20 protein-coding genes are annotated in these 24790 nt (G+C 69.0%); 8 read left to right on the top strand and 12 right to left on the bottom strand.

Annotated elements, in window-relative coordinates:
• Positions 1-35: 35 nt before the first annotated feature.
• The 3 genes from ACZ5CR_RS32425 to ACZ5CR_RS32435 all read left to right on the top strand — a co-directional run bounded on the left by ACZ5CR_RS32425 (position 36) and on the right by ACZ5CR_RS32435 (position 4024).
• Positions 36-2255: an alpha-N-acetylglucosaminidase gene (locus ACZ5CR_RS32425; RefSeq protein ID WP_468864047.1), complete on the top strand. Its 2220-nt coding sequence runs from the start codon at positions 36-38 to the stop codon at positions 2253-2255.
• A gap of 149 nt (positions 2256-2404) precedes the next feature.
• Positions 2405-3250, top strand: a complete 846-nt coding sequence (locus tag ACZ5CR_RS32430; protein WP_468864048.1) for a chitosanase — start codon at positions 2405-2407, stop codon at positions 3248-3250.
• A 129-nt stretch (positions 3251-3379) separates the two neighbouring features.
• A complete protein-coding gene (locus ACZ5CR_RS32435) occupies positions 3380-4024 on the top strand; it encodes a LysE family translocator (RefSeq protein ID WP_468864050.1) in 645 nt (214 codons plus the stop codon).
• 1797 nt (positions 4025-5821) lie between these two features.
• Here the strand turns inward: ACZ5CR_RS32435 and ACZ5CR_RS32440 are convergent.
• The 10 genes from ACZ5CR_RS32440 to ACZ5CR_RS32485 all read right to left on the bottom strand — a co-directional run bounded on the left by ACZ5CR_RS32440 (position 5822) and on the right by ACZ5CR_RS32485 (position 16143).
• Entirely contained in the window at positions 5822-7045 is a 1224-nt protein-coding gene (locus tag ACZ5CR_RS32440; protein ID WP_468864052.1) for an MFS transporter, read from the bottom strand.
• A gap of 235 nt (positions 7046-7280) precedes the next feature.
• Positions 7281-8693, bottom strand: coding sequence for a nucleobase:cation symporter-2 family protein (locus ACZ5CR_RS32445; protein ID WP_468864054.1), 1413 nt, complete (start codon positions 8691-8693; stop codon positions 7281-7283).
• A 137-nt stretch (positions 8694-8830) separates the two neighbouring features.
• A complete protein-coding gene (locus ACZ5CR_RS32450) occupies positions 8831-10189 on the bottom strand; it encodes a nucleobase:cation symporter-2 family protein (protein WP_468864154.1) in 1359 nt (452 codons plus the stop codon).
• Positions 10190-10562: 373 nt separating this feature from the next.
• On the bottom strand, positions 10563-11951 hold the full coding sequence (locus ACZ5CR_RS32455) for an 8-oxoguanine deaminase (RefSeq protein WP_468864056.1): 1389 nt from the start codon (positions 11949-11951) through the stop codon (positions 10563-10565).
• 48 nt (positions 11952-11999) lie between these two features.
• A complete protein-coding gene (locus ACZ5CR_RS32460; protein WP_468864058.1) occupies positions 12000-13412 on the bottom strand; it encodes a nucleobase:cation symporter-2 family protein in 1413 nt (470 codons plus the stop codon).
• A gap of 67 nt (positions 13413-13479) precedes the next feature.
• Positions 13480-14403, bottom strand: a complete 924-nt coding sequence (gene pucL / locus ACZ5CR_RS32465; RefSeq protein WP_468864059.1) for a factor-independent urate hydroxylase — start codon at positions 14401-14403, stop codon at positions 13480-13482.
• 5 nt (positions 14404-14408) lie between these two features.
• Entirely contained in the window at positions 14409-14831 is a 423-nt protein-coding gene (gene uraH, locus ACZ5CR_RS32470) for a hydroxyisourate hydrolase (RefSeq protein WP_468864061.1), read from the bottom strand.
• Complete coding sequence (gene uraD, locus ACZ5CR_RS32475; protein WP_468864063.1) at positions 14831-15349, bottom strand: 2-oxo-4-hydroxy-4-carboxy-5-ureidoimidazoline decarboxylase; 519 nt, start codon at positions 15347-15349, stop codon at positions 14831-14833. The genes uraH and uraD overlap by 1 nt, the downstream gene beginning before the upstream one ends.
• 168 nt (positions 15350-15517) lie before the next feature.
• A complete protein-coding gene (locus tag ACZ5CR_RS32480; RefSeq protein WP_468864064.1) occupies positions 15518-15886 on the bottom strand; it encodes a helix-turn-helix domain-containing protein in 369 nt (122 codons plus the stop codon).
• Positions 15883-16143, bottom strand: coding sequence for a YkoF family thiamine-binding protein (locus ACZ5CR_RS32485; protein WP_389901044.1), 261 nt, complete (start codon positions 16141-16143; stop codon positions 15883-15885). Before ACZ5CR_RS32485 ends, ACZ5CR_RS32480 begins: the two co-directional genes overlap by 4 nt.
• Before the next feature lie 181 nt (positions 16144-16324).
• Here ACZ5CR_RS32485 and ACZ5CR_RS32490 point away from each other — a divergent pair, with 181 nt between their 5' ends.
• The 3 genes from ACZ5CR_RS32490 to ACZ5CR_RS32500 all read left to right on the top strand — a co-directional run bounded on the left by ACZ5CR_RS32490 (position 16325) and on the right by ACZ5CR_RS32500 (position 19825).
• The gene (locus ACZ5CR_RS32490; protein WP_468864066.1) at positions 16325-17152 is read left to right on the top strand and encodes a TIM barrel protein; all 828 of its coding nucleotides are present in this window, start codon (positions 16325-16327) and stop codon (positions 17150-17152) included.
• Between the two features lie 69 nt (positions 17153-17221).
• The gene (locus ACZ5CR_RS32495) at positions 17222-18112 is read left to right on the top strand and encodes a 2-hydroxy-3-oxopropionate reductase (RefSeq protein WP_468864068.1); all 891 of its coding nucleotides are present in this window, start codon (positions 17222-17224) and stop codon (positions 18110-18112) included.
• Positions 18113-18367: 255 nt separating this feature from the next.
• Positions 18368-19825, top strand: coding sequence for a catalase (locus tag ACZ5CR_RS32500; RefSeq protein WP_468864071.1), 1458 nt, complete (start codon positions 18368-18370; stop codon positions 19823-19825).
• Between the two features lie 453 nt (positions 19826-20278).
• Here ACZ5CR_RS32500 and ACZ5CR_RS32505 read toward each other — a convergent pair whose 3' ends face one another.
• Together ACZ5CR_RS32505 and gcl are read right to left on the bottom strand one after the other, a co-directional pair.
• Complete coding sequence (locus ACZ5CR_RS32505; RefSeq protein ID WP_468864073.1) at positions 20279-20857, bottom strand: YdeI/OmpD-associated family protein; 579 nt, start codon at positions 20855-20857, stop codon at positions 20279-20281.
• 93 nt (positions 20858-20950) lie between these two features.
• The gene (gene gcl / locus ACZ5CR_RS32510; protein WP_468864156.1) at positions 20951-22738 is read right to left on the bottom strand and encodes a glyoxylate carboligase; all 1788 of its coding nucleotides are present in this window, start codon (positions 22736-22738) and stop codon (positions 20951-20953) included.
• Positions 22739-23037: 299 nt separating this feature from the next.
• On the opposite strand from gcl, the gene ACZ5CR_RS32515 reads away from it, so the two are divergent.
• Both ACZ5CR_RS32515 and ACZ5CR_RS32520 read left to right on the top strand, forming a co-directional pair.
• Complete coding sequence (locus ACZ5CR_RS32515; protein WP_468864075.1) at positions 23038-24003, top strand: protein kinase domain-containing protein; 966 nt, start codon at positions 23038-23040, stop codon at positions 24001-24003.
• A gap of 49 nt (positions 24004-24052) precedes the next feature.
• Positions 24053-24787: a hypothetical protein gene (locus ACZ5CR_RS32520; RefSeq protein ID WP_468864078.1), complete on the top strand. Its 735-nt coding sequence runs from the start codon at positions 24053-24055 to the stop codon at positions 24785-24787.
• Positions 24788-24790: the final 3 nt, after the last annotated feature.

Below are 24790 nucleotides of genomic sequence, written 5' to 3' on the forward strand. Positions count from 1 at the left end.
CGGACATCGCCGAACCGGGAGGGTATCCCCACGTCATGCCCCTGGCCCGCCGCACCTTCCTCACCGCCATCGCCGGAACGACCGGCGCCGCCGTCGCCTGTTCCGGCTCCACCGCCGACGGCGCCCCGACCTCCGGTCCGCCATCGGTCCCCGGATCGCCCGCGTCCTCCGACACACCGGTGGTCAATGCCGCCCGGCGTCTGCTGCCCGGACACTTCAAGCAGCTGACGTTCAGAACCGCAGGCCCCGCCGACGCCTTCCGGGTCTCCGGGCGGCGCGGGCACATCACCATCACCGGACCCACCCCCGCCGCTCAACTGACGGGCTTGCGGCACTACTTGAAGCACACCGCCCACGCGAACATCACCTGGGCGGGCGACCAGCTGGACCTGCCCGACCGGCTCCCCGGCCTCGCCGAGCCGGTGACCGGACGCGCCAACGCCCCGCACCGCTTCGTCCTCAACGACACGAACGACGGCTACACAGGTGCATACCACGACTGGTCGTACTGGGAGCGCGAGATCGACGTGCTCGCGCTGCACGGCTACAACGAAGTGCTCGTGTACGTCGGCGCCGACGCCCTCTACCACCGCGTGTTCCAGGAGTTCGGCTACTCCGAGAGCGAGTTGCGCGAGTGGATCCCGACCCCGGCACACCAGCCGTGGTGGCTGCTCCAGAACATGTCCGCCTTCCCGTACCCCGTTTCGCGTCAACTGCTGGACCGACGCGCCGCGTTGGGCCGCCGCATAGCGGACCGGCTGCGCGACCTCGGCATGACGCCGGTCCTGCCCGGCTACTTCGGCACGGTGCCGCCCGGCTTCGCGGCGAAGAACCCCGGCGCCAGGACCGTGCCGCAGGGCGACTGGGTCGGCTTCCCGCGGCCCGACTGGCTGGACCCGCGCACCGAGGCCTTCAGACAGGTGGCCGCGGCCTTCTACCGCTCCCAGGACGAGCTGTTCGGCACCTCGACGATGTACAAGATGGACCTCCTCCACGAGGGTGGAAAGCCGGGCGACGTACCGGTCCCGGATGCGGCCAAGGCCGTCGAGAAGGCCCTCCAGGCCGCGCACCCCGGCGCCACCTGGGTGATCCTCGGCTGGCAGAGCAATCCGCCCAAGGCCATCGTCGACGCCGTCGAAAAGTCCAGGATGCTGGTGGTCGACGGCCTCTCCGACCGCTTCCCGAAGGTCACCGACCGCGAGTCCGACTGGAACCGGACCCCGTACACGTTCGGCTCGATCTGGAACTTCGGCGGACACACGACGCTCGGCGCCAACACCCCCGACTGGGCCGCGCTCTACGAGAAGTGGCGCACCAAGGAAGGCAGCACGCAGCGCGGTATCTCCCTGATGCCGGAGGCGGCCGACAACAACCCGGCCGCCTTCGAGCTGTTCTCCGAACTTGCTTGGCGGACGGGTGACTTGGATCTGGACGCCTGGTTCGCCGACTGGTCCGTATCGCGGTACGGAGCGGCCGATCCGCACGCTGCCGCCGCCTGGGGCATCCTGCGCCGCACCGCGTACGGCACGACCCGCGCCGACGAGTGGGCCGAGGGCGCGGACGGCCTCTTCGGCGCGCGGCCCGACCTGTCGGCGAAGTCGGCGGCGGCCTGGTCGCCGAAGGCGATGCGCTACGAGCCGACCGACTTCGAGCCCGCACTCGGTGAACTCCTGGATGTGCGGGCCGGGTTGCGCGGGTCCTCCGCCTACCGGCGCGACGTACTGGACGTCGCGCGCCAGGCGCTCTCCAACCGCAGCCGGGTACTCCTCCCTCGGATCAAGCACGCCTACGACGACGGGGACACCGCCCGCTTCGACCGGCTGACCCGGACCTGGCTCGGCCTCATGAACCTGCTCGACAAGCTGGTGGCCACCGACTCCCGCCATTTGCTCGGTCGTTGGGTCGCGGACGCCCGCTCGTGGGGCGCCGACGCGAAGGAGCGGGACCGGCTCGCGTACGACCAGCTGTCGCTGCTCACCGTGTGGGGCACGCGGTCCGGGGCGGACGCGGGGCTGCGCGACTACGCCAATCGCGAGTGGGCCGGACTCGTCGGCGGTCTCTACCGGCTGCGCTGGGAAACGTACTTCAAGGAGCTGCGGGCGGCACTCGGGGAAGGGCGCGCCCCGAAGGCCATCGACTGGTTCACCCTCGAAGACGGCTGGATTCGTGACCCGGGGCGACTCGCCGTCCGGCCGATCGGGGACACGTACAAAGTCGCTGTTCAGGTGCGCGAACGGCTGATCGAGGCAGGGTAGCGGGGCGGGCCGGGACCTCCAAGATCATCAACTCGCCCTCCCTTGACGGGTATACGTCATCCGCAATCTCTGGTAGGAAACCTTCCTAACAGTACGCGGAAGAGCCCAAGCGTCATCGGAACGACGAACTCCCCCACCTTGGAGGCCCCGTGCCCACCCCCCATCGCGCCCCCACGCCCCGCATCCCCACCTCACGCCGCACCCTGCTCGCCTTCATCGGCGCCTCGCTCGTCGCGGGCCCGGTCATCGCCTCCCAGACGGCAGGCGCCGCTCCGGCCGCCAAGGCGGGCGGACTCGACGATCCGGCGAAGAAGGAGATCGCCATGAAGATCGTCTGCAGCGCCGAGAACTCCGACCTCAAGTGGAAGGACTACTACCGCTACTGCGAGGACATTGGCGACGGCCGCGGCTACACCGCCGGGATCATCGGCTTCTGTTCCGGCACCGGTGACATGCTCGACCTGGTCGAGCTCTACACCCGGCGCAAGCCCGGCAACGTCCTCGCCAAGTACCTGCCCGCGCTGCGCGAGGTGGACGGCACCGACTCCCACGACGGTCTCGACCCCGGCTACAAGCGCGACTGGGAGAAGGCCGCCGAGGACCCCGAGTTCCAGAAGGCGCAGAACGACGAGCGTGACCGCGTCTACTTCAACCCGGCCGTCAAGCAGGGCAAGGCCGACGGCATCGGCGTCCTCGGGCAGTTCGCGTACTACGACGCGATCGTCATGCACGGCAACGGCGGCGACAGCACCAGCTTCGGCAGCATCCGCAAGCGCGCGCTCAACAAGGCCGAGCCGCCGTCGCAGGGCGGCGACGAGACGGACTACCTGAACGCGTTCCTCGACGCGCGGGTCTGGGCGATGAAGCAGGAGGAGGCGCACAGCGACACCAGCCGTGTCGACACGGCACAGCGGGTGTTCCTGAGGAACGGCAACCTGAGCCTGAACACTCCGCTGGAGTGGAAGGTCTACGGGGATCCTTACCGAATCGGGTGAACCGGCCGCCGCATCGGCGCGGGGTTCCGGAGTCGGCACCGGTCCCCCGCCCCGATGTAGCAGCGCTTACGTGTTGCGTGAAGAATTCTTCGCTGGTCCTTGACGCTTCCGCCGTCCGATCCTTGGCCCATGATCGGAATGAACGCGGTCCTCGGCGTCGCAGTGGTCTCTCTCGGCATGGTGCTCACGCCCGGGCCAAACATGATGTACCTCGTCTCACGGAGCATCACCCAGGGCAGGCGGGCCGGAGCGATCTCCCTGGCCGGGGTCGCCGTCGGGTTCGTCGTCTATCTGAGCGCCGCCAACCTCGGCCTGTCGGTGGTGTTCCTGGCGGTGCCCCAGCTGTACCTGGCCGTGAAGCTGGCGGGCGCCGGGTACCTGGCGTGGCTGGCGTGGAAGGCCCTGAAGCCGGGCGGCACCTCGGTCTTCACCCACCAGGAGCTGGCACCCGACTCGCCTTGGCGGCTCTTCTCCATGGGAGCTCTCACGAACCTCCTGAACCCGAAGGTCGCCATCATGTACGTCTCGCTGATACCGCAGTTCATCGACCCGACGGCCGGTCACGCTCTGGCGCAGGGCTTCGTGCTCGGCGGCGTACAGATCTCCATCAGCCTGGCCGTGAACCTGGCCATCGTCATGGCGGCGGGCACCATCGCGGTGTTCCTGGCCCACCGCCCGTCGTGGCTGCGGGTCCAGCGGTACGTGATGGGGACGGTACTCGGCGCACTCGCGGTCAAACTGGCGACGGACCGGGCACCGGCCGCGGCCGGCTGAGACGGGGCACGGCTCGGCCGGTAGTGCGCCGAGGTGGGCGGGGGCTGTGGTGGGCCGGTGTTGGTGGGGTTGCCGGGGCCGTCCGGTGGTCCGGAGTTTGGCGGTTACGGGCCGGGCGTCAAGGGCGCTCCTGCGTCGCGTCGGCTGCGCCGATTCCGCTTCGCTCCACCCTTGACCCCCGCCCCTCCACCGCGTGAGGGAAGACGACCGGACGGCCCAGGGGCGGGACTCTCGGGACGGCTTTGCGGGGTCGTCGGGTCGTCGTGCCGGGTGCGGGCTGGTTCGTTGGGGGCGGCGGGGAGTGGGTGAGGTGCGCGGCTGGTTCGGGGAGGGGTGCGGGTTTCGTCAAGCGACTGGGGGCTGGTTCGTTGGGGGCGGCCCGAGTGTCGGGGGTGGCCCGAGTTCTCAGGGGTGCGCGACCTGTTCGGGGAGGGGCGGCGGTCTCGTCAAGCGACTGCCGACCGGATCGTTGGGGGTGGCCGCCAGAGGCAAGGGGGCGTAGGGGGTCGGTGAGGCCCGGGCCGTCGGGCGGCTGCCGACCGGATTCCCTGGAGTGGCAGTCAGGGGGAAGGGGGGCAGTTGATTCGGCGGCGGCGACGACGGCGGCTGGCAGCTCGCCGAGCGGCTGCCGGTTGGCGCGCCCAGGGCGCCCCTACGGGCGGGACCCGCAAAAATCGGCCATCGGGAGTGGGTTGCAGGAAAGTCCCACGACACGCCGGGGCAGAGTGGGTCTCAGTGGGACTTTTCTGCAATCCACCTCCCCGTAGGGCGGTATGACCCGGTTTGCGGCTTCGGGGGTGAGGAGTGGGTGGCGTCAGCAGTCACACCGCGCGCATCACTCACCAGCGTCCCTTTCCGCTCCGTCACCCCACCTTGCCGCCGCCCTGCCACACCTCACCCTCCCCTCACGCCCACCGCCACCACAGCCACGACAGCCACATGCGATGGGCCGAGGGGGGAATTGCTGAGGAGCCGGGGGCGCCGGGTCGGGAACGTTCACGCACCCGCCCCCGGCCACGCCCCCGTCCACCCCCCGCCCGGCGCCCCCCCCTCCCCACCGGATCCGGTCAGCAGACGCCTGACGAGACCGGTGCCCATACCCGGAGCCCCCGCGTAACCCGGTCCGTCCCCGGCGGCCACCCCCAACGATCCGGTCGGCAGTCGCCTGACGAGACCCGCATCCCTACCCGCATCCCTCCCCGAGCGGACCGCGCACCCCTGAGCACTCGGGCCACCCCCAACGAACCAGCCCCCAGTCGCTTGACGAAACCCGCACCCCTCCCCGAACCAGCCGCGCACCTCCCCCACTCCCCGCCGCCCCCAACGAACCAGCCCGCACCCGGCAGTCAAGCCGACGACCCCGCGTAGCCGTCCCGAGAGTCCCGCCCCTGGGCCGTCCGGTCGTCTTCCCTCACGCGGTGGAGGGACGGGAGTCAAGGGTGGAGCGAAGCGGAATCGGCGCAGCCGACGCGACGTAGGAGCGCCCTTGACGCCCGGCCCGTAACCGCCAAACTCCGGACCACCGGACGGCCCCGGCAACCCCACCAACACCGGCCCACCACAGCCCCCGCCCACCTCGGCGCACTACCGGCCGAGCCGTGCCCCGTGCCCATACCGTCTTGCCGACCTCCCACTCCGCCTCAGGGGCGGACGGTGGAGGGGCCAGCGGCAAGCGCCCTCCGCCCGGCAGTCACTCGCCTCGATGCGTACGCCGCCGTCCTCACCCGCGACTCCAAGAACCCGGAGGGGCCCCAACTCGACTCGCCCTCACCCTCCCCCTCACCACCTGGCAGGACTTCACCACCTACGCCGCCGACGAGGCACAGGCGCAGGCACAGTAACCGTCACCGCAGCCAGCACCGCGGCCAGCACCGCCGCGATCCCCCCAAGGACCATCACCACGGTGGTGGACGCCGCGTCCACCACCACGCCTCCGGCCAGCGCACCGAACGCGAACGTCGCCTGGAACGACGACGTGAACACCACGGACGCGGCCTCGGGCGCACCCGGCGCCGCCGTCACGAACCACGTCTGTGAGCAGACCGGCACGGCCCCGTACGCGACGCCCCAGACCAGGAGCAGCGCGAGCGCGCCGCCTTTTCCCGCGCCGAGAAAGGGCAACAGCAGCGTCGCGGCGGCGATCAGACCGGCCGCCACGGTGAAGGTGCCGCGCAACTCGCGTCTCACCCACGCGCCCGCAACGAAGTTGCCGACAATGCCCGCAGCGCCGTACGCGAGCAGGAACACGGTGATGAGCTGCGGGCCCGCATGTGTCACGTCCGCCAGGAACGGAGTGACGTACGTGTACGTACCGAAGTGCGCCGTCACGATGAGGAAGGTCACGACCAGGCCGACCCTGACGCGGGGCAAGGTGAGAAGGTCGCGGAGAACAGTCAGCCGGGTGACGTGCTCCGGCGGCAGCGACGGCACGGACACCACCAGCGCGGCGAGTACGGCCAGCGTCAGGGCGCCCATCACAACGAACACCACTCGCCAGCCCGCGAGTTGACCGAGCAGAGTCCCTGCCGGTACGCCAAGGACTGAACCCAGCGGTACGGCGGAGAAGATCACGGCGGTCGCCCGCCCGGCCTGCGCCTCGGGGACCAGGCGGGACGCGAGCCCCGACCCCATGGACCAGAAGGCGCCGATGACCATTCCCACCAGGACCCGACTGACCAGCATCAGCCAGTAGCCGGGCGCCGCCGCCGCGAGGAAGTTCGCGAGGGCGAGCAGCAGGATCAAGGCGCAGAGCATGCGGCGCCGGTCGACGCGGCCGGTGGTGACCGTCACGGTCGGTGCGGCGACGGCGGCGAGGATGCCGGGCAGGGTCATCATCAGGCCCGACGTGCCGTCCGAGACGCCGAAGGTGTCGCCGATGGGGGTCAGCAGGCCGATCGGCAGGATCTCGGTGGTGACGATGGAGAAGATCCCCATCGTCACGGCGATGACGGCCGGCCATCCGCCCTGCCGTGGGCGGGTGGATGAGGCTGCGAACGGGGCCTTTACGGCGGGTGCGGGCATGCTGCCGAGTTCAGCAGCGGCGTACGGCCCCGGTCTGGCACGTATGCGACACGACCGTGGCGCGGCGAGGGTGACGTCGGATTCCCGCGCCCCACCACGGCGAGGGTGACGTCGGATTCCCGCGCCCCACCCCCCTCCACTCGGAGCCCCTCCACTCGGACCCCCTCCACTCGGACCCCCTCCACTCGGACCCCCTCCACTCGGAGCCCCTCCACTCGGAACCCTTCCACTCGGCTCAGTGCGTGATCGCGGGCTCCGGATCGGACTCATCGACCGAACTCGCCTTGCTGCCCATGTGGTTGAAGACCAGGTTCAGCGCCACGGCGAGCAAGCACCCCGTGGAGATCCCCGATCCGAGAACGATCTGCGCCCAGGCCGGGAACGCGTCGTAGAAGCCGTCCGAGAGTGCGGGGGCCAGGCCCGCGCCGAGGGTGACCACGACGATCAAGGCGTTGTCGCCCCTGTGCAGGTCCGCCTGGAGCAGTGTCTGGATGCCGCTGACCGCGATGGAGCCGAAGAGGAAGAGACTGACGGCTGCCAGGACCGGCATGGGGACGACCGAGATCAGCGCCGCCGCTGCGGGGCTGAGGCCGATCAGGACCAGGATGGCGCCGCTGAGCGCCACCACGAAGCGGCTGCGCACCTTGGAGATGACGACCAGGCCGATGTTCTGTGCGAACGCGCTCGCGTGGAAGGCGTTGAACAGGGGGCTCAGGGCGGAGCCGAGCGCGTCGGCTCGTAGGCCGCGGGCGATGGTCTTCTCGTCGACCTCCTTGTCGACGATCTTACCGAGGGCGATCATGTCGGCGGTCGACTCGGTGAGGATCACCAGCATCACGACGCACATCGAGATGATGGCGGGGATGTTGAACTCGGGCGCGCCGAAGTGGAGCGGCGAGGGGATGCCGACCAGGGCCGCGTCATCGAGCTTGGAGAAGTCGGCCAGGCCCATCGGGATGGCGAGCAGCGCTCCGAAGATCATGGCGAAGAGCATGCTGATCTGCTTGAGGAAGCCGTGCGTGAAGCGCTGGAGCAGGAGCATGACCAGGACGGTCGCCCCGGCAAGGCCGATGCTGCCCGGCTCCGGGGTGCCCGTCGACGAGTCGTCCACTATCCAGTCGTACGCGACGGGGATGAGCGAGACGCCGATCAGGGTGATGACCGAGCCCGTCACCACCGGCGGGAAGAAACGGACCAGGCGTGAGAAGTACGAACTGACCAGGAAACCGAAGAGACTTGAGACGATGATCGCCCCGAAGACGACGGGCATCCCCGCCTCTACGCCGCCCTGTGTCGTGATGATCGTCAGCATGACGCCGACGCCCGCGAACGAGACTCCGTTGACGAAGGGCAGGCGGGAGCCGATGAAGTTTCCGATGCCGAGGGTTTGGAGCAGCGTGGCTATGCCCGCCATCAGGAGGCTGCCGCCCATGAGTACGGCCGTGTCCCCCGGCGACATCTTGGCTGCGACAGCCACGACCAGCGGGACCGACACGGCGCCCGCGTACATGGAGGCGACGTGCTGGAGGCTTGCGACGAGCATCCGGCCCGGCGGCAGGATCTCGTCGACCGGATGAACCTCGGGATGAACCTCAGGGGCCGGGGCGGCAGGTGCGGCCTTCTCGGCGGGGCGGGGCTGAGAACTCATGGGTGGCGCTTCTTCCGTGTGCGTGACGCCGGAAGTCGGGCCCGTCGCGCGGGAGTTCACGAGGCGCGCGGCGGGATCGACCTTTAATCCGACTGGAAAGTAACTTCCGCGATGCGGGCGGCGTCACGCACGTTACGTCAGTGGGCCCCCGCCGGGGAAGACTCTTCGTGCACCCTCTGTTCAGCGATTTCTCCCCCGGGCTCCATCGGGTTGGTCACGTCGTCGTCCTCACCTCGTTTGCCGATGTGGTTGAAGACGAGGTTGAGCAGTACGGCCGCGACACAGCCCGTGGAGATGCCCGAGTCGAGGATGATCTTCGCGGTCTCCGGGAACGCGTGGTAGAACTCCGGCGCCGCGATCGGGATGAGGCCCACGGCGAGGGACACGGCCACGATCAGGACGTTGTTGTCGCGCTCCAGGTTGGCCTTGACCAGGGTCTGGATGCCGCTCGCCGCGACCGAGCCGAAGAGGACGACACCCGCGCCACCGAGCACCGGACGCGGTACGACGGCGATGAGCGAGGCGGCCATCGGGCACAGGCCCATCAGGACCAGGAAACCGCCGCCCACGGCGACGACGTACCGGCTGCGGATCTTCGTCATCGCGACCAGGCCGATGTTCTGCGCGAACGCGCTGCACATGAAGCCGTTGAAGAGTGGGCTGAGCGCAGAGCCGAGGGTGTCGGCGCGCAGACCGGCCGCGATGGTCTTCTCGTCGGCGGGACGGCCGACGATCTCGCCGAGCGCCAGCATGTCCGCGGTGGACTCGGTCATCGAGACCACCATGACGACACAGAGGGAGACGATCGCCGCCGCCGCGAACTGCGGGGCGCCGAAGTGGAACGGCGTCGGGAAGCCGACGATGTCCGCGTCGCCGACCGGGCTGAAGTCCGTCACGCCGAACGGGATCGCGATGAGCGTGCCGACGATGAGGCCCAGGAGCACGGCGATCTGCTTGACGAAGCCCGTGGTGAAGCGGCGCAGGAGCAGGACGATCACGAGCGTGATGCCCGCAAGGCCCAGGTTCTTCATCGAGCCGTAGTCGTCGGCGCCCGGTACTGGCCCCTGTGCCCAGCCGAAGGCCACCGGCATGAGCGAGATGCCGATGAGCGTGATGACCGTGCCGGTCACCACCGGCGGGAAGAAGCGGACCAGCTTCGAGAAGAACGGCGCCGCGATGAAGCCGAGTACGCCCGCGACGATGACCGCGCCGAAGATGATCGGTAGCGCGTTGTCCTTGTTGTCGGTCGAGTCGACGACCGCGAGCATGGGGGCGACGCCCGCGAAGGTGACGCCGTTGACGAAGGGCAGACGGGCGCCGATCTTCCAGATGCCGAGCGTCTGGAGGAAGGTGGCGAGGCCCGCGGTGAACAGACAGGCGCCGGTCAGGAAGGTGAGTTCCTTCGGCGAGAGGCCGATCGCCGCGCCCACGATGAGCGGCGGGGCGACGACACCCGCGTACATGGCCGCCACGTGCTGGAGGCCGGTCGTCGCCATCTTGAGCGGGGGGAGCTTCTGGTCGACGGGGTGGATTTCGTCCACCTGACGTATGGCGCTTTCGCCGTCGGAATCGGATGGGTCTGGAGTGGTGCCTGGGGTGGTGCCTTGCTTGGTGAACCTGGGCTGAGTGGCCACTGTGGCTCCTCCGGTTGTTTTCCAGTACGGGCGGCGTTGCCGGCACTTTTCGCTTCTGGGAGGTGGTGCGTGGTGCAAGGGCTTGCTCGGTGTGAAGTTGTGGTGTGCGCCCAGGTATTACTGACCGCCCCGGGAACGTGAAGCTTTGGGCCACGTTCCGGGGCGGCACTTGAGCAACCCGCTCGGCTGCTCAAGTCCGGTCAAGGGCCGTCCCCCCTGACCGGAGTTCTTGGGGTCAGGCCTCGGCGGAGAGCCGCGCGAGGCGCTGCGCCTCGTCCCGCGCGGAGCGGGCGATGGCGTCCTCGTCGACGTGCAGCAGGCGGCCGTCCTCGACGATCGGTCGGCCGTTGACGAGGGAGAGCGTGACCGGGGCCGCCGCGCCGAAGACGATGGCGGTCACCGGGTCGGCGATCGAGGAGTGCCCGATGCCGTCGATCTTCCAGAGGACCAGGTCGGCGAGCTTGCCCGGCTCGAGCGACCCGATCTGCGAGGAGCGGCCGAGGACTTGGGCGCCGCCGAAGGTGCCGAGCCGCAGGGCCTGACGGGCGTTCAGGGCCGCTTCGCGGTGTGCGCCGAGTCGGTTGATGAGGAGTGCGTTACGCAGCTCGGTGTGGAGTTCGCCGGACTCGTTGGACGCGGTGCCGTCGACGCCGAGGCCGACCGGGACACCCGCCTTGAGCATGTCGGGGACGCGGGCGATACCGGCCGCCAGGCGGGCGTTGGAGGAGGGGCAGTGCGCGACTCCCGTACCCGTGCGGGCGAACGCGGCGATGTCGGAGTCGTTCATGTGGACGCAGTGCGCCATCCACACGTCGTCACCGAGCCAGCCCGTCGACTCGAAGTAGTCGGTGGGGCCCATGCCGAACAGTTCCTTGCAGAACTGCTCCTCCTCGACGGTCTCACTGCCGTGGGTGTGCAGACGTACACCCTTGGAGCGGGCCAACTCGGCGCCCTGCTTCATGAGTTCGGTCGACACCGAGAACGGGGAGCAAGGAGCGACGGCGACCTGGGTCATCGCGTCGAAGGAGGCGTCGTGGTGCTTGTCGACCGTGGCGGCGGTCGCGGCGAGCGCGCCTTCGAGGGTCTCGACGGCGAAGTCCGGCGGCAGGCCGCCGTCCTTGACGCTGCGGTCCATGGAGCCGCGGGCGAGGGTGAAGCGGACACCCATGTCGCTCGCCGCGCCGATGATGGCGCCGGAGAGGTCGCCGGAGTCCTTCGGGAAGACGTAATGGTGGTCCATCGCGGTGGTGACACCGCCGCGGGCCATCATGCCGAGCGAACCCTGCGCCGCCGCCTTCACCATCTGCTCGTCGATGCGCGCCCACGTCGGGTAGAGCGCGACGAGCCAGTTGAAGAGGTTGTGGTCGGTGGCGAGGCCACGGGTGATCCACTGGTAGAAGTGGTGGTGCGTGTTGACCAGGCCGGGGGTCACGAGGTGACCGGTCCCGTCCACGCGGCGTACGACGTTCTGAAGGCCCTCGGGGGCCTTTCCGGCGCCGATGGACTCGATCTTGTTGCCCGCGACGACGACGTACCCCGATGCGTACTCGGTGTCGTCGGCGTCGACGGTCGCGATGGCACAGTTCTCGATGACGATGCGCTGAAGGTCTGCCGGTGCTGCCATGGTGCTTCTTCCTTCTTCGGTGAGTGGCGATGTGGGCACGGCATGACCCTAGGAAGATTTGAGTGCCGCGGCCGCGGGGCTGCGGGTGCCGAGATGGTTGAAGAACAGGTTGAGCAGGACCGCGGTCAGCGCTCCCGCACTGATTCCGGAGCCGAGGACGGTCTGCGCCCAGGCCGGGAATTCGGCGTAGAAGGTGGGCGCGGCGAGCGGGATGATGCCCGCTCCGAGCGCGACGGCCACCAGGATGATGTTGGAGCTGTCGTCGAGGCCCGCCTCGGAGAGCGTACGGATGCCGCTCACCGCGATGGAGCCGAAGAGGACGATGCCCGCGCCGCCGAGGACCGGCATCGGTACGAGGCTGACGACCGCGCCCAGCATCGGGAAGGCACCGAGCACGATGAGCGCGCCGCCCGCGACGGCCACGACATAGCGGCTGCGGACACGTGTCAGGGAGACGACGCCGACGTTCTGCGCGAAGGCCGAGGTGGGAAAACCGCCGAAGACCGGGCCGATGAGTGTCGCGATGCCGTCCGTGCGCAGGCCGCGGGTGATGGTCCTGCCGTCGCTCTTGCGGTCGCAGATCTCGCCCAGGGCGAGCATGCCGGCCGACGACTCCGTCATCAGGACCAGCATCACGATGCAGAGCGAGAGGATCGCGGCGGGCTGGAACTCCGGGGCACCGAAGGCGAAGGGCGTCGGGAGCGCCGCCACCGGCGCCGACTTGATGGCGCTGAAGTCGGCCATCCCGAACGGGATCGCGGCGAGCGTTCCGATGAACAGGCCCAGCAACAGGGCGACTTGCTTGAGGAAGCCGCGTCCGAAGCGCTGGAAGACGAGGATCACCGCGAGCGTGAAGGCGGCGAGCGCGAGGTACTTCATGGCGCCGAAGTCGGCGGCGGTCTTGTCGCCGCCCTGCGCCCAGGTGACGGGCACGGGCATCAGCGTCACGCCGATGAGCGTGATGACGACGCCGGTGACGAGCGGCGGGAAGAAGCGCAGGAGGCGCCCGAAGAACGGGCCCACCGCGAGGCAGAAGACGCCCGCGACCATCACCGCGCCGTAGATGGAGGTGAGTTGATGGCCTTTGGCGCTGTTCTCGGCAATGGCGAGGATGGGCGCGATGCCCGCGGACGACGCGGCGTTCACGAAGGGGAGCCGGTTGCCGACGAACCCCTTGACGCCGAGCGTCTGGAGGATCGTGGCGAGTCCGGCGATCAGCAGGCTCGCGGCGATGAGGCGCGTCTGCGCGACCGTGTCCAGACCACAGGCCTGGCCGATGATCAGCGGCGGAGTGACGACACCCGCGTACATGGCGGCGATGTGCTGGAGCGCGGCGGGGACGAGGCGTGAGGGGTGGAGCTTCTCATCCACCGGATGGCAGACGGGAGTTGACTCGCCGTCGGCTATGTCCGATGGGGTGGAACACGGGCCTTTCTCAGACCCTTTTGCAGGGTGTGCCATTGCTGCTGTTCCCTCCGGTGTGGCGCGCCCCCGTCCGCTGCGGACGGGCGGGGGCGCGCGTCCCGCGTCAGAGGTTGGTCATGTCGACCGGGATCTTCGGCTGGACCCCGTCCCTGAGAACCGTGGCCTCGATCAGGCCGTAGGGGCGGTCCGCCGCGAAGTAGACCTCGTTGTCGTTCTTGAGACCGAAGGGCTCGAGGTCCACCAGGAAGTGGTGGTTGTTCGGCAGCGAGAAGCGGATCTCGTCTATCTCGCTGCGGCTGTTGATGACGCGCGAACCCATTTGGTAGAGGGTCTGCTGCAGCGAGAGGGAGTACGTCTCGGCGAAGGCCTGCAGGATGTGCTTCTTGGCCTGCGCGTACGACTTCTCCCAGTTGGGCATCCGGTCCGCGTCGCTGGTCCAGTTGTAACGCCAGGCGGCGGAGACGTCGGTGCACAGGATGCGGTCGTACGCCTCCTTCAGCGTCGTGTACTTGTCCTTGACGTAGCCCCAGAACTCCGAGTTGGTGGAGTTCATGACCGTGAGGTCCTTGAGCCCGGAGATGATCTCCCAGTTCTCACCGTCGAAGGTGATCTGCGTGGTGCGCAGCTCCTGGCCCTTGCGGGCGAAGGAGTGGTTGACCTCGTCCGAGCCGATGAACTTGGAGTTGTTGTCCGAGGTCGCGATGCGCTCCCAGGAGTACTCCTCGATGCGGATCCGCGCGACCTTGATCGGCTCCTGGGACGTCACGAAGTGCCGGGCCAGGTGGATGCCGAACTGCTCGGCGGACTCGATGCCGTACTCCTTGGCGAACGCGTACACCGTGTTCTTGGTGGTGTCCGTCGGCAGGACGTTGGCGTTCGAGCCGGAGTAGTGGACGTCCTCCATGTCGCCGGAGAGCGCGACCGAGACGTTCAGGTCCTTGATGTGATGGGTGTCGCCGTCCCGCGTGATCTTGACGACGCGGTTCTCTGCTTTGCCGTACTGGTTCTGGCCGAGAATCGTGGGCATGTCTGCTAGCTCCCTCGGTAAACGGAGTAGCCGAACGGGTTGAGCAGCAGCGGTACGTGATAGTGCTCGCCCGGGTTGACGGCGAACGTGATCGCCACCTCCGGGAAGAACGCACCGCTGTCCCTTACGCGGGGGGCGTCCTGCTGCGCCTCGGCTTGCTTCTTGTCGCTGTGCTGGTTTTCGCTGTGCTGGTTTTTGGAGAAGTACGCCTCGACCTCGAAGTCGAGTCGCACGTGTGTGGTGCCCTCCGGCAGGGCCGGGAGGTCTTTGCAGCGCCCGTCCGCGTCGGTCGCGGAGCCGCCGAGCGCCACCCACTCGGCGTCACGGCCGCTGCGGGCGGTGAGCGAGATGGCGACGCCCTCGGCGGGGCGTCCGACGCTGGTGTCCAGGATGTGCGTGGACACCGAGGCGGTGGTGTCAGTGCTCATCAGTCGTTGTCCTCTTCTGCTGCTACGAGACGGGCCAGCCGGATGCGGTTGATCTTCCCGAGTTCGGTGCGCACGATTTCGCGCTCCGCCTCGGCCGTGTTGCCGATCCGTGCCTTCATCGCGTCGCGCATCTGCTCACCGGTGGCTCCGGTGGCGCAGATCAGAAAGACATGTCCGAACCGGTCCTGGTAGGCCAGGTTCAGTTCGAGCATCTCGGCCTTGAGCTCCTCGGAGGCCCCCGCCATGCCGCGCTGTTCGCGGGACGACGTGGGGTCCCCGGGCTTCGGGCGGCCGATCGGCGGATGCCCGGCCATCGCCTCGGCCAGATCCTCGGCGGTCAGCTCGGCCATGGCGGCGTCACTGGCGGCGAAGAGGGCTTCGGCGGTGGGGAAAGGGCGCTGGGAGAGCAGTTTGCTTCCCCAGGCCGATGAGGCGCAGGCCTCGTGGAGGGCGGCGGTGGCCGCGCTCTCCGTCAAGGCGTTGAACCGGGCTGGGCCCGGCGTCGAGCTCGAAGTCACGGGTGCCTCCGTGGCCATAGGGCCTTGTGCTGGACGGGCTGCGGATAGCTAACGCCAGCCGAAACACCACGTCAACACTTTGTTGAAAACTTCGAGTAACAAAGGCCACCGTCCGGTTAACGGACGGTGGCCTTCGGCACCGCTCTGACCTGGGGCTTACCCGGCAGGTCAGGTGGAGCGGTTGAGGTAGTTGTACACAGTGAACCGTGAGACACCGAGCGCGCCGGCGACTGTCTCCACTCCGTGCCGTACGGCGAAGGCGCCTCGCGCCTCGAGTATCCGCACGACTTCCTGCTTGGCCTTGCGGTCGAGATCCGACAGCGGCATCCCGCGCTTGCGCTCCAGGGCGAGCAGGATGTGGTCGAGGGAGTCGGCGAGCTGCGGCAGGCGTACGGCGATCACGTCCTGCCCCTCCCAGGCCAGGACGACGTCGTCGGCGCCCGCCTGGTCGGGGGGCACCATTTCGCCGCCCATGGCGTCCACGAGCGGCTTGACGGCCGCCACGAAGGGGTCGCGGCCGTCTCCGTCTCCGGTCATTCGATGACCTCCCCCGACTCTCCGAGCACGTTCACCTGGAGCGAGACACGGGTCGCGCCCGCCTCCAGGGCCTGGCGCAGCAGCGCGTCCACGGCGGTCAGGACCTCGTCGGCGCCGCCCTCCGCGGTATTGCCGAAGGGGCCGACGTCCACGGCGTCGAGGTCGGCCCCCTGGATGACGTCGCGGGCCACCACGGCGTGGGCGGGCGCCTCGTCCAGGTCGAAGGGTTCGGTCGTGAACTCCACTCTCAATCGCACGCGCTCAACCTACCGACCAACAGGTGCGGCGCGACAGCGCCTCGATGAGGGGTGGTGGCCGGGCGACGGGTGGGCGTGGCGATTTTCCGGCAGCCCCCTCTTGACAAGGGCGGATCCCCGACGGCAATCTTCCATCAGACAGAAATTAACTTCCGCTATACGGAAGGAGCGCGGAAGCCCCATGGGATACTCCGACCAGCGCTTCAATGTGAACCTGTCGATCCTCTTCACGGAACTCCCGCTCCTGGAGCGCCCCGCGGCCGCCGCCGCGGCGGGCTTCACCGCGGTCGAGCTGTGGTGGCCCTGGGTCGACGCCCCCACCCCCGAGCAGTCCGAGCTCGACGCCCTGCGGGCCGCGATCACGGACGCCGGCGTAGAGCTGGTGGGTCTGAACTTCTACGCCGGTCAGCTGCCGGGACCGGACCGCGGCGCCCTGTCGATTCCGGGCGAGGAGAGCGAGAAGTTCCGCGCGAACCTCCCGGTGGCCGCGGACTTCGCCAAGTCCCTCGGCTGCAAGGCGCTCAACGCGCTGTACGGCAACCGACTGGAGGGCGTGACCCCCGCGGTCCAGGACGAACTCGCCCTGGAGAACCTGGTGTTGGCGGCACGCGAGGCCGACCGCGTGGGCGCGGTGCTGCTGATCGAGGCCCTGAACAAGCCCGAGTCGCCGCGCTGCCCGATCGTCAGCGCGGACGCGGCGATCGCCGTGGTGGACAAGGTGAACTCCGCCACCGGACTCGGTAACGCGAAGTTCCTCATGGACCTGTACCACCTGTCCATGAACGGTGAGGACCTGCCGGCCGTCATCGATCGGTACGTGGCCCAGACCGCGCACGTGCAGATCGCCGACAACCCTGGCCGCGGGGCCCCGGGCACGGGGTCGCTTCCGCTGGAGGAGCTGCTCGATCAGCTCCGGAAGGCCGGTTACGAGGGGTACGTCGGGCTGGAGTACAAGGCCGGGGACCGTCCCAGCGCCGAAGCGTTCGGCTGGCTGCCGACTGCGGACTAGACCGCCGCTTCGCGGCGGACGTTTCCCGCCACCCCCGAAACTCCGTATTTTTTGCAGAAAGGCTCCACCATGAGCAACCTTCCCAAGATCGCGTGGATCGGACTCGGCATCATGGGGTCCCCCATGTCCGAGAACCTGATCAAGGCTGGTTACTCCGTCACCGGCTTCACCCTTGAGCAGGACAAGCTGGACCGTCTCGCCGCCGCCGGCGGCACCGTCGCGAAGTCGATCGCCGAGGCCGTCAAGGACGCCGACGTCGTCGTGACGATGGTGCCCGCGTCCCCGCAGGTCGAGGCCATTGCCTACGGCGAGAACGGCATCCTGGAGAACGCGAGGTCCGGCGCGCTGATCGTCGACATGTCGTCGATCACCCCGCAGACCTCCGTGGACCTGGCCAAGGCCGCCAAGGACAAGGGCATCCGCGTCCTTGACGCCCCCGTCTCGGGCGGCGAGGCCGGTGCCATCGAGGCCGTGCTCTCCATCATGGTCGGCGGCGAGAAGGCCGACTTCGACGAGGCCAAGCCCCTTCTGGACGCCCTCGGCAAGACCATCGTGCTGTGCGGTCCGCACGGCTCGGGGCAGACCGTGAAGGCCGCCAACCAGCTGATCGTCGCCGTGAACATCCAGGCGTGCGCCGAGGCAGTCGTCTTCCTGGAGAAGTCCGGGGTGGACCTGACCGCCGCCCTCGACGTCCTGAACGGGGGGCTTGCGGGCTCGACCGTCCTGACCCGCAAGAAGGACAACTTCCTCAAGCGCGACTTCAAGCCCGGATTCCGGATCGACCTGCACCACAAGGACATGGGCATCGTCACCGACGCCGCCCGCAATGTCGGTGCCTCGCTCCCGGTCGGCGCCGTGGTCGCCCAGCTCGTCGCCTCGCTGCGCACGCAGGGCGACGGCGGCCTCGACCACTCCGCGCTGCTTCGCGGCGTCGAGCGCCTCTCGGGCGCCGAGCTCTAAGCCGAGCCCCGAGAAGCCTTACGAGGCTCCGGGAGCTCCCTCAACTTCCGGGCCGCGGCGGCGCTGACACCTGTCCTGTCGCGCCCAGGCGTCGCCGCGGTCCGGAACTCAAGCCTCAGCGGAACAAGCGAAAAACAACCGAACAAGCCCCACCCAAAAACTTCAACAAACTGTTGACGTAGCAGTTCAGGCGTACTTACGCTCGCGTCACCTCAGCAGTTTCAGTAGTCCGTACGGAAGGTCAACCCCGCCACCATGTCGAAGCGTGTGCTCACGACCGAGTCCGGCGCCCCCGTCGCCGACAACCAGAACTCCGCCACCGCCGGCGTCGGTGGCCCGCTTCTCCTCCAGGACCAGCACCTCCTCGAGAAGCTCGCGCGCTTCAACCGCGAGCGCATCCCGGAGCGTGTCGTCCACGCCCGCGGTTCCGGTGCCTACGGCTACTTCGAGGTGACCGACGACGTCACCGCGTACACCTCGGCCGACTTCCTGAACACCGTCGGCAAGCGCACCGAGACGTTCCTGCGCTTCTCCACGGTGGCCGACAGCCTCGGCGGCGCGGACGCGGTCCGTGACCCGCGCGGCTTCGCGCTGAAGTTCTACACCGAGGACGGCAACTACGACCTCGTCGGCAACAACACCCCGGTCTTCTTCATCAAGGACCCGATCAAGTTCCCCGACTTCATCCACTCCCAGAAGCGCGACCCCTTCACGGGCAAGCAGGAGCCCGACAACGTCTGGGACTTCTGGGCGCACGCCCCCGAGGCGACGCACCAGGTGACGTGGCTGATGGGTGACCGCGGCATCCCCGCGTCGTACCGCCACATGAACGGCTACGGCTCGCACACCTACCAGTGGACGAACGAGGCGGGCGAGGCCTTCTTCGTGAAGTACCACTTCAAGACGAACCAGGGCGTACGCAGCCTGTCGTCGGAGCAGGCCGCCGAGCTCGCGGGCAAGGACGCCAACTCGCACCAGACGGACCTGCTCCAGGCCATCGAGCGCGGCGTGAACCCGTCCTGGACGCTGCACGTGCAGATCATGCCCGCGGCGGACGCGGCGGACTACCGCTTCAACCCCTTCGACCTGACGAAGGTGTGGCCGCACAGCGACTACCCGCTGCAGCGCGTGGGCCGCCTGGTCCTCGACCGCAACCCCGACAACGTCTTCGCCGAGGTCGAGCAGGCCGCCTTCTCCCCGAACAACTTCGTTCCGGGCATCGGCCCCTCCCCCGACAAGATGCTGCAGGGCCGCCTGTTCGCCTACGCGGACGCGCACCGCTACCGCCTGGGCGTCAACCACACGCTGCTCGCGGTGAACGCGCCGAAGGCGACGACCGCGGACAACTACGGCCGCGACGGCCTGATGGCGTCCAACGCGTACGGCCGCGACCGCAAGAACTACGAGCCCAACTCGTACGACGGCCCCGTCGAGACCGGCCAGGCCCTCTCCGCGCCGCTCGCCGTCAACGGCCACACCGGCACGCACGAGGCGCCGCTGCACACCAAGGACGACCACTTCTTCCAGGCGGGCGAGCTGTACCGCCTGATGTCGGCCGAGGAGCAGTCCCGCCTGGTGGCGAACATCGCGGGCGGCCTCTCGCAGGTCAGCCGTGACGACGTCATCGAGAAGAACCTGGCCCACTTCCACGCCGCCGACGCCGAGTACGGCAAGCGCGTGGAGGAGGCCGTCCGAGCCCTGCGCGAGGACTAGAACTCCCCAGCTGCGTCGGGGAATTGACGGGAGGTCAGCTCCCCGGCGCTGTGCCCGCGCCATCACGGAACCCGGATGAGGGGTGGTCCCGTGGTGCACCGGGCGCCGGACGAGGACCGTGGCGGCTCCGCGAGCCAGTGCGGTGGTAAAGGCCCTGCGGCCCTCTTCTCGACATGAGGGAAGAGGCACCCCGGAGCCATTCGCAGCCGCCGCGGTCCCAGCCGATGACTCCGTCCGGCAGCGCGTATGCATGTTCCGCCAGTCGCGCGCGGTCGGACGGCAACAACTCTCCATGACGGCAAGGCAGTTCAGCCGAGAGAGCCAGAGCGCCGAGTACGGACGGTCCCGTACTCGGCGCTCTTCTGTGTGCGCGGCTCTTGTGTGTGCGGCTCTTCTTTGTGCGCGGCTCTTCTGTGTGCGCGACCCGGTGTTCCGTGGAGCGGCCCCCGCCGCTCAGCGCACCTTCTCGCCCGACGCCAGCTTGGCCAGCATCCGTTCGAGCCTGGCGGCGCGCGTGGTGGGCGTCTTCGCCGTCATCAGGCGGTGCAGCACGACGTACCGGTCCGACTTGGTGAGGCCCTCGAACGTCTCACGGGCCACCGGGCTGGCCGCCAGGGCCGCCGCCAGGTCGTCCGGGACCGTGGCGTTGCGCTGCGACTCGTAGGCCGCCTCCCAGCGCCCGTCGGCCTTGGCCGCCGCCACCTCCGCGAGGCCCGCCTCGCGCATGCGGCCGGCGGCGATCAGGGCCTCTGCCTTCTGGACATTCACCTTCGACCAGAGGCCGCGCGGCCGGCGCCGGGTGATCTTCTGAAGGAAGTACACGTCGTCGTGCGACCTGCGCTGGCCATCGATCCAGCCGTGGCAGAGGACGACGTCGACGACTTCGCCCCACGTCACCGACGCCACGCCCGTCGCCTTCTTGGCGATCAGCAGCCACGCACCCGGCTCACTGTCGTGGTGTTCGTCCAGCCAGGCGTCGAGTTCCGCGACGTGCGCGCAGGTCATGACCCGCAGCCCCTCCAGCGATTCCATCCGCACACACTAATCCGCACGCGCCAAAGGGGCGGCCCACCCCACCGGGTGGACCGCCCCTCCAGGACTAAGTCAGGGACTACGTCAGGCGATTCAGACCTTCAACGGCCGGATCGCGGTGGGCGCGTGGCCCGGCTCCGTGGCGATCTCCTCGAACTCCTTGACCGCGCTGATGTCGGCCGTCGGGCTCATGGAGATGTTGGTGATGCGCTCCAGGATGGCCTCGACGACGACCGGGACCTGGTGCTCCTGGGCCAGCTTCTTGGCCTGCTCGAAGGCGGCGCCCAGTTCGTTCGGGTCGGTGACGCGGATGGCCTTGCAGCCCATGCCCTCGGCGACCTTGACGTGGTCGACGCCGTAGACGCCGAGCTCCGGGCTGTTCTGGTTCTCGAACTCCAGGTTGACCTGGAAGTTGATGTCCAGGCCGATCTGGGCCTGGCGGATCAGGCCCAGGTAGGCGTTGTTCACCAGGACGTGGACGTACGGGATGCGGTGCTGCGCACCGACCGCCAGTTCCTCGATCATGAACTGGAAGTCGTAGTCGCCGGAGAGGGCGACGACGGGGGTGTCGCGGTCCGCCGTGGCGACACCGAGCGCGGCCGGGATCGTCCAGCCGAGCGGGCCCGCCTGGCCGCAGTTGATCCAGTGGCGCGGCTTGTAGACGTGCAGCATCTGGGCGCCCGCGATCTGCGAGAGGCCGATGGTGGTGACGTACCGCGTGTCCGGGCCGAAGGCCTTGTTCATCTCCTCGTAGACGCGCTGCGGCTTCATGGGGATGTCGTCGAAGTGCGTGCGGCGCTGGAGCGTCTCCTTGCGCTCCAGGTGGGACGCGACCCACCGGGAGCGGTCGGGCAGCTTGCCCGCGGCCTTGAGCTCCTTGGCCACCTCGACGAAGAGTTCGAGGGCGACCTTGGCGTCGGAGGCGATTCCGTAGTCCGGCGCGAAGATCTTGCCGATCTGGGTCGGCTCGATGTCGACGTGCACGAACTTGCGGCCCTGGGTGTACACGTCCAGCTTGTAGCCGGTATGACGGTTGGCCCAGCGGTTGCCGATGCCGAGGACGAAGTCCGACTCCAGGAACGTCGCGTTGCCGTAGCGGTGGCCGGTCTGCTGGCCGACCATGCCCGCGTTCAGGTCGTGGTCGTCGGGGATGGTGCCCCAGCCCATCAGGGTCGGCACGACCGGGGTGTTGGTGAGCTCGGCGAACTCGACGAGGAGGTCGGAGGCGTCGGCGTTGATGATGCCGCCGCCCGCGACGATCAGCGGACGCTCGGACTCGACCAGGAAGGTGATCGCCTTCTCGATCTGGGCACGGGTCGCGGACGGCTTGTAGGCCGGCAGCGGCTCGTACGTGTCGATGTCGAACTCGATCTCGGTCTGCTGGACGTCGATCGGCAGGTCGATGAGGACCGGACCGGGGCGGCCCGAGCGCATCAGGTGGAAGGCCTGCTGGAAGATGCCGGGGACCTGCGCGGCCTCCAGGACCGTGACGGCCATCTTCGTGACCGGCGTGGCGATCGAGGCGATGTCGACGGCCTGGAAGTCCTCCTTGTGGAGCAGGTGCGTCGGCGCCTGGCCCGTGATGCAGAGGATCGGGATCGAGTCGCCGGTCGCGGAGTACAGACCGGTGATCATGTCGGTGCCCGCAGGGCCCGACGTACCGATGCAGACGCCGATGTTGCCGGGGTTGGCCCGGGTGTATCCCTCGGCCATGTGCGAGGCGCCCTCGACGTGCCGGGCGAGCGTGTGGTCGATGCCACCGCCCTCCTGGAGCGCCTTGTAGAACGGGTTGATCGCCGCGCCGGGCACACCGAACGCGTTGGTGACGCCCTCGCGCTTGAGGATCTCGACTGCCGCGCGGACAGCGGTCATACGGGCCATGGGGTTCTCCTGCTTCGACAACAGCTTCGACAGCTTCATCAGCTATTCGGCTGACGGATACGGCTGGCGGATCCGGCTCCCGTCGCGCCCCGCGGTGAGCTTCTGTTTCCGCATTGTGGAAAGTATGTTCTGCTATATGGAAGCAATGTAGGCGGGTGCGGTGGAGGCAGTCAAGAGATGTCCGGGAACCGGGCCGCCCGAAGGGCGCGTCCCAGTCGTTGAATTCGGGATGGAAGTCGGCGTGGAAGTCGGCATGGCACTCGGCGTCGAATTCGGGCCACACCATCAGGGGGTCACGCGTGGCCACTTCACCGGACACGTCGTCACCGGACACGTCGCCCGCCCGACAGGACCGGCGGAAGTACGGCCGCTGGGCGGCTGGGCCGCTGCTGGGGCAGGGGAGCCTCGGGCGGGTCTTCCTCGCGCACGACGGGACGGGGCGTGCCGTCGCCCTGAAGGTGGTGCACCCCTGCCTGGCCCGTGACCAGGAGTTCCGTGGACGCTTCGCCCGCGAGCTCCCCGCGATCGGCGCGGTGCGGGGGCGGCGCACCGCCGCGCTCGTAGACGCGGATCCGCAGGGTGCGGCGCCCTGGCTGGCCACGGAGTACGTCCCCGGCCCGACGCTCGCCGAGCGGGTACGGGACGCCGACGGGCCGCGACTCGCCACGACACCGACGGGACCAGCAGGACCAGCGGAACTGTTCACCCTGGCGAGCGCACTCGCCGAGGCACTGGACGACATTCACCGGGCAGGGCTGGTGCACGGAGGCCTCCGGCCGTCGAACGTGCTCATGGCCGCCGATGGCCCACGCGTCGTCGGCTTCGGCACGGCCGCCGGGTACGCGGGAGGGGCGAAAAGAGCGGGACGGGCAGGAAGCGCGGGAGGGACAGGAAGGGCGGGAGGGGCAGGAAGGGCGGCGGGATACACGGCGCCCGAGCTCCTGGCCGCACAGGGAGTAGTGGCCACACCTCCCTCGGACGTCTTCTCCCTCGGAGCGGTCGTCGCCTTCGCGGCGACGGGGCGCGAGCCCTTCCCCGCCGGAGGCGGGGACCCTGACCTGACGGACCTGCCGACGGAGCTGTTGCCCCTGGTCAGCGCCTGCCTCGCCACGCACCCCGCGGCGAGGCCCGCGCCGCGCACCGTCGCCCGCATGGCGGGCCTCCCCCTGCCCGGCAGCCGCCGCCGGGATTTGACCCTGGCAAAGGCGCTGTTCTTGGCTCAACTAGCTGCCGCGGCAAGCTCACTTGATGGACGATGGACATGACGAACCGGTGAGCGGTGACGGTGAGCGGTAACGGTGACGGGTGAGGGTGATGACGGACAGCGACGTCCCGGTACGGTGCCCGGCCTGTCGGCGCGAACATGCGTACGCTCCACCGTCCTACCCCTGCGCGTGCGGCGCCCCGGTGGTACCGCCGGTGGCACACGGAGCGACCGTGACCCCGGTGACGGACCGGACGTGGGCGGACGAGTGGGTGATCGTGCGGTGCCGGATGTGCGGGCGCCGGGACCAGTGGCCACAGCCTGAGCTGGAGTGCGAGTGCGGGGCGGTGCTGCGGATTCCGGTACGGGCGGTGCAGGCGCCGTCAGCCACTCCCCCGCCTCCGGCTACGCCGAGTACCCCCACTCCCCCCGCGCACATACCCCCGCCCCCGACGGCTCCGGCGCCGCGGCCCGCCTTCCAGCCCGTCCCGGTCCGTACGGCGCAGGACGCGGTGACGGTGGCGGCGCTGTACCTGCGGTGGCTCGGGTACGCGGACATCCGGGGAGCGGTCAAGCGGGCGCCTTCCGGGGTGCGGGTCGCGGCGCGGGGCGTGATCGCCCTGATCGAGCCGTCCGTGAAACCAACCTCGCTCCGTGACGTGGAGTGCGTATGGCTCAGCGCGATGGCCGAGTCCGTCAGCTGCGTCTGCTTCAGCCTCGCGGGCTACGAGGAAGCCGCCCGCACACGCGCGGACGCCTTGTCCATCCCCCTGTTCGTCATCGACCTCACAGGCACACCACAGCCGGTGAACGGCGCGGCGGACGAGCTGATGTCGGCGGAGTGACGC

Source organism: Streptomyces sp. NPDC031274 (assembly GCF_055570235.1).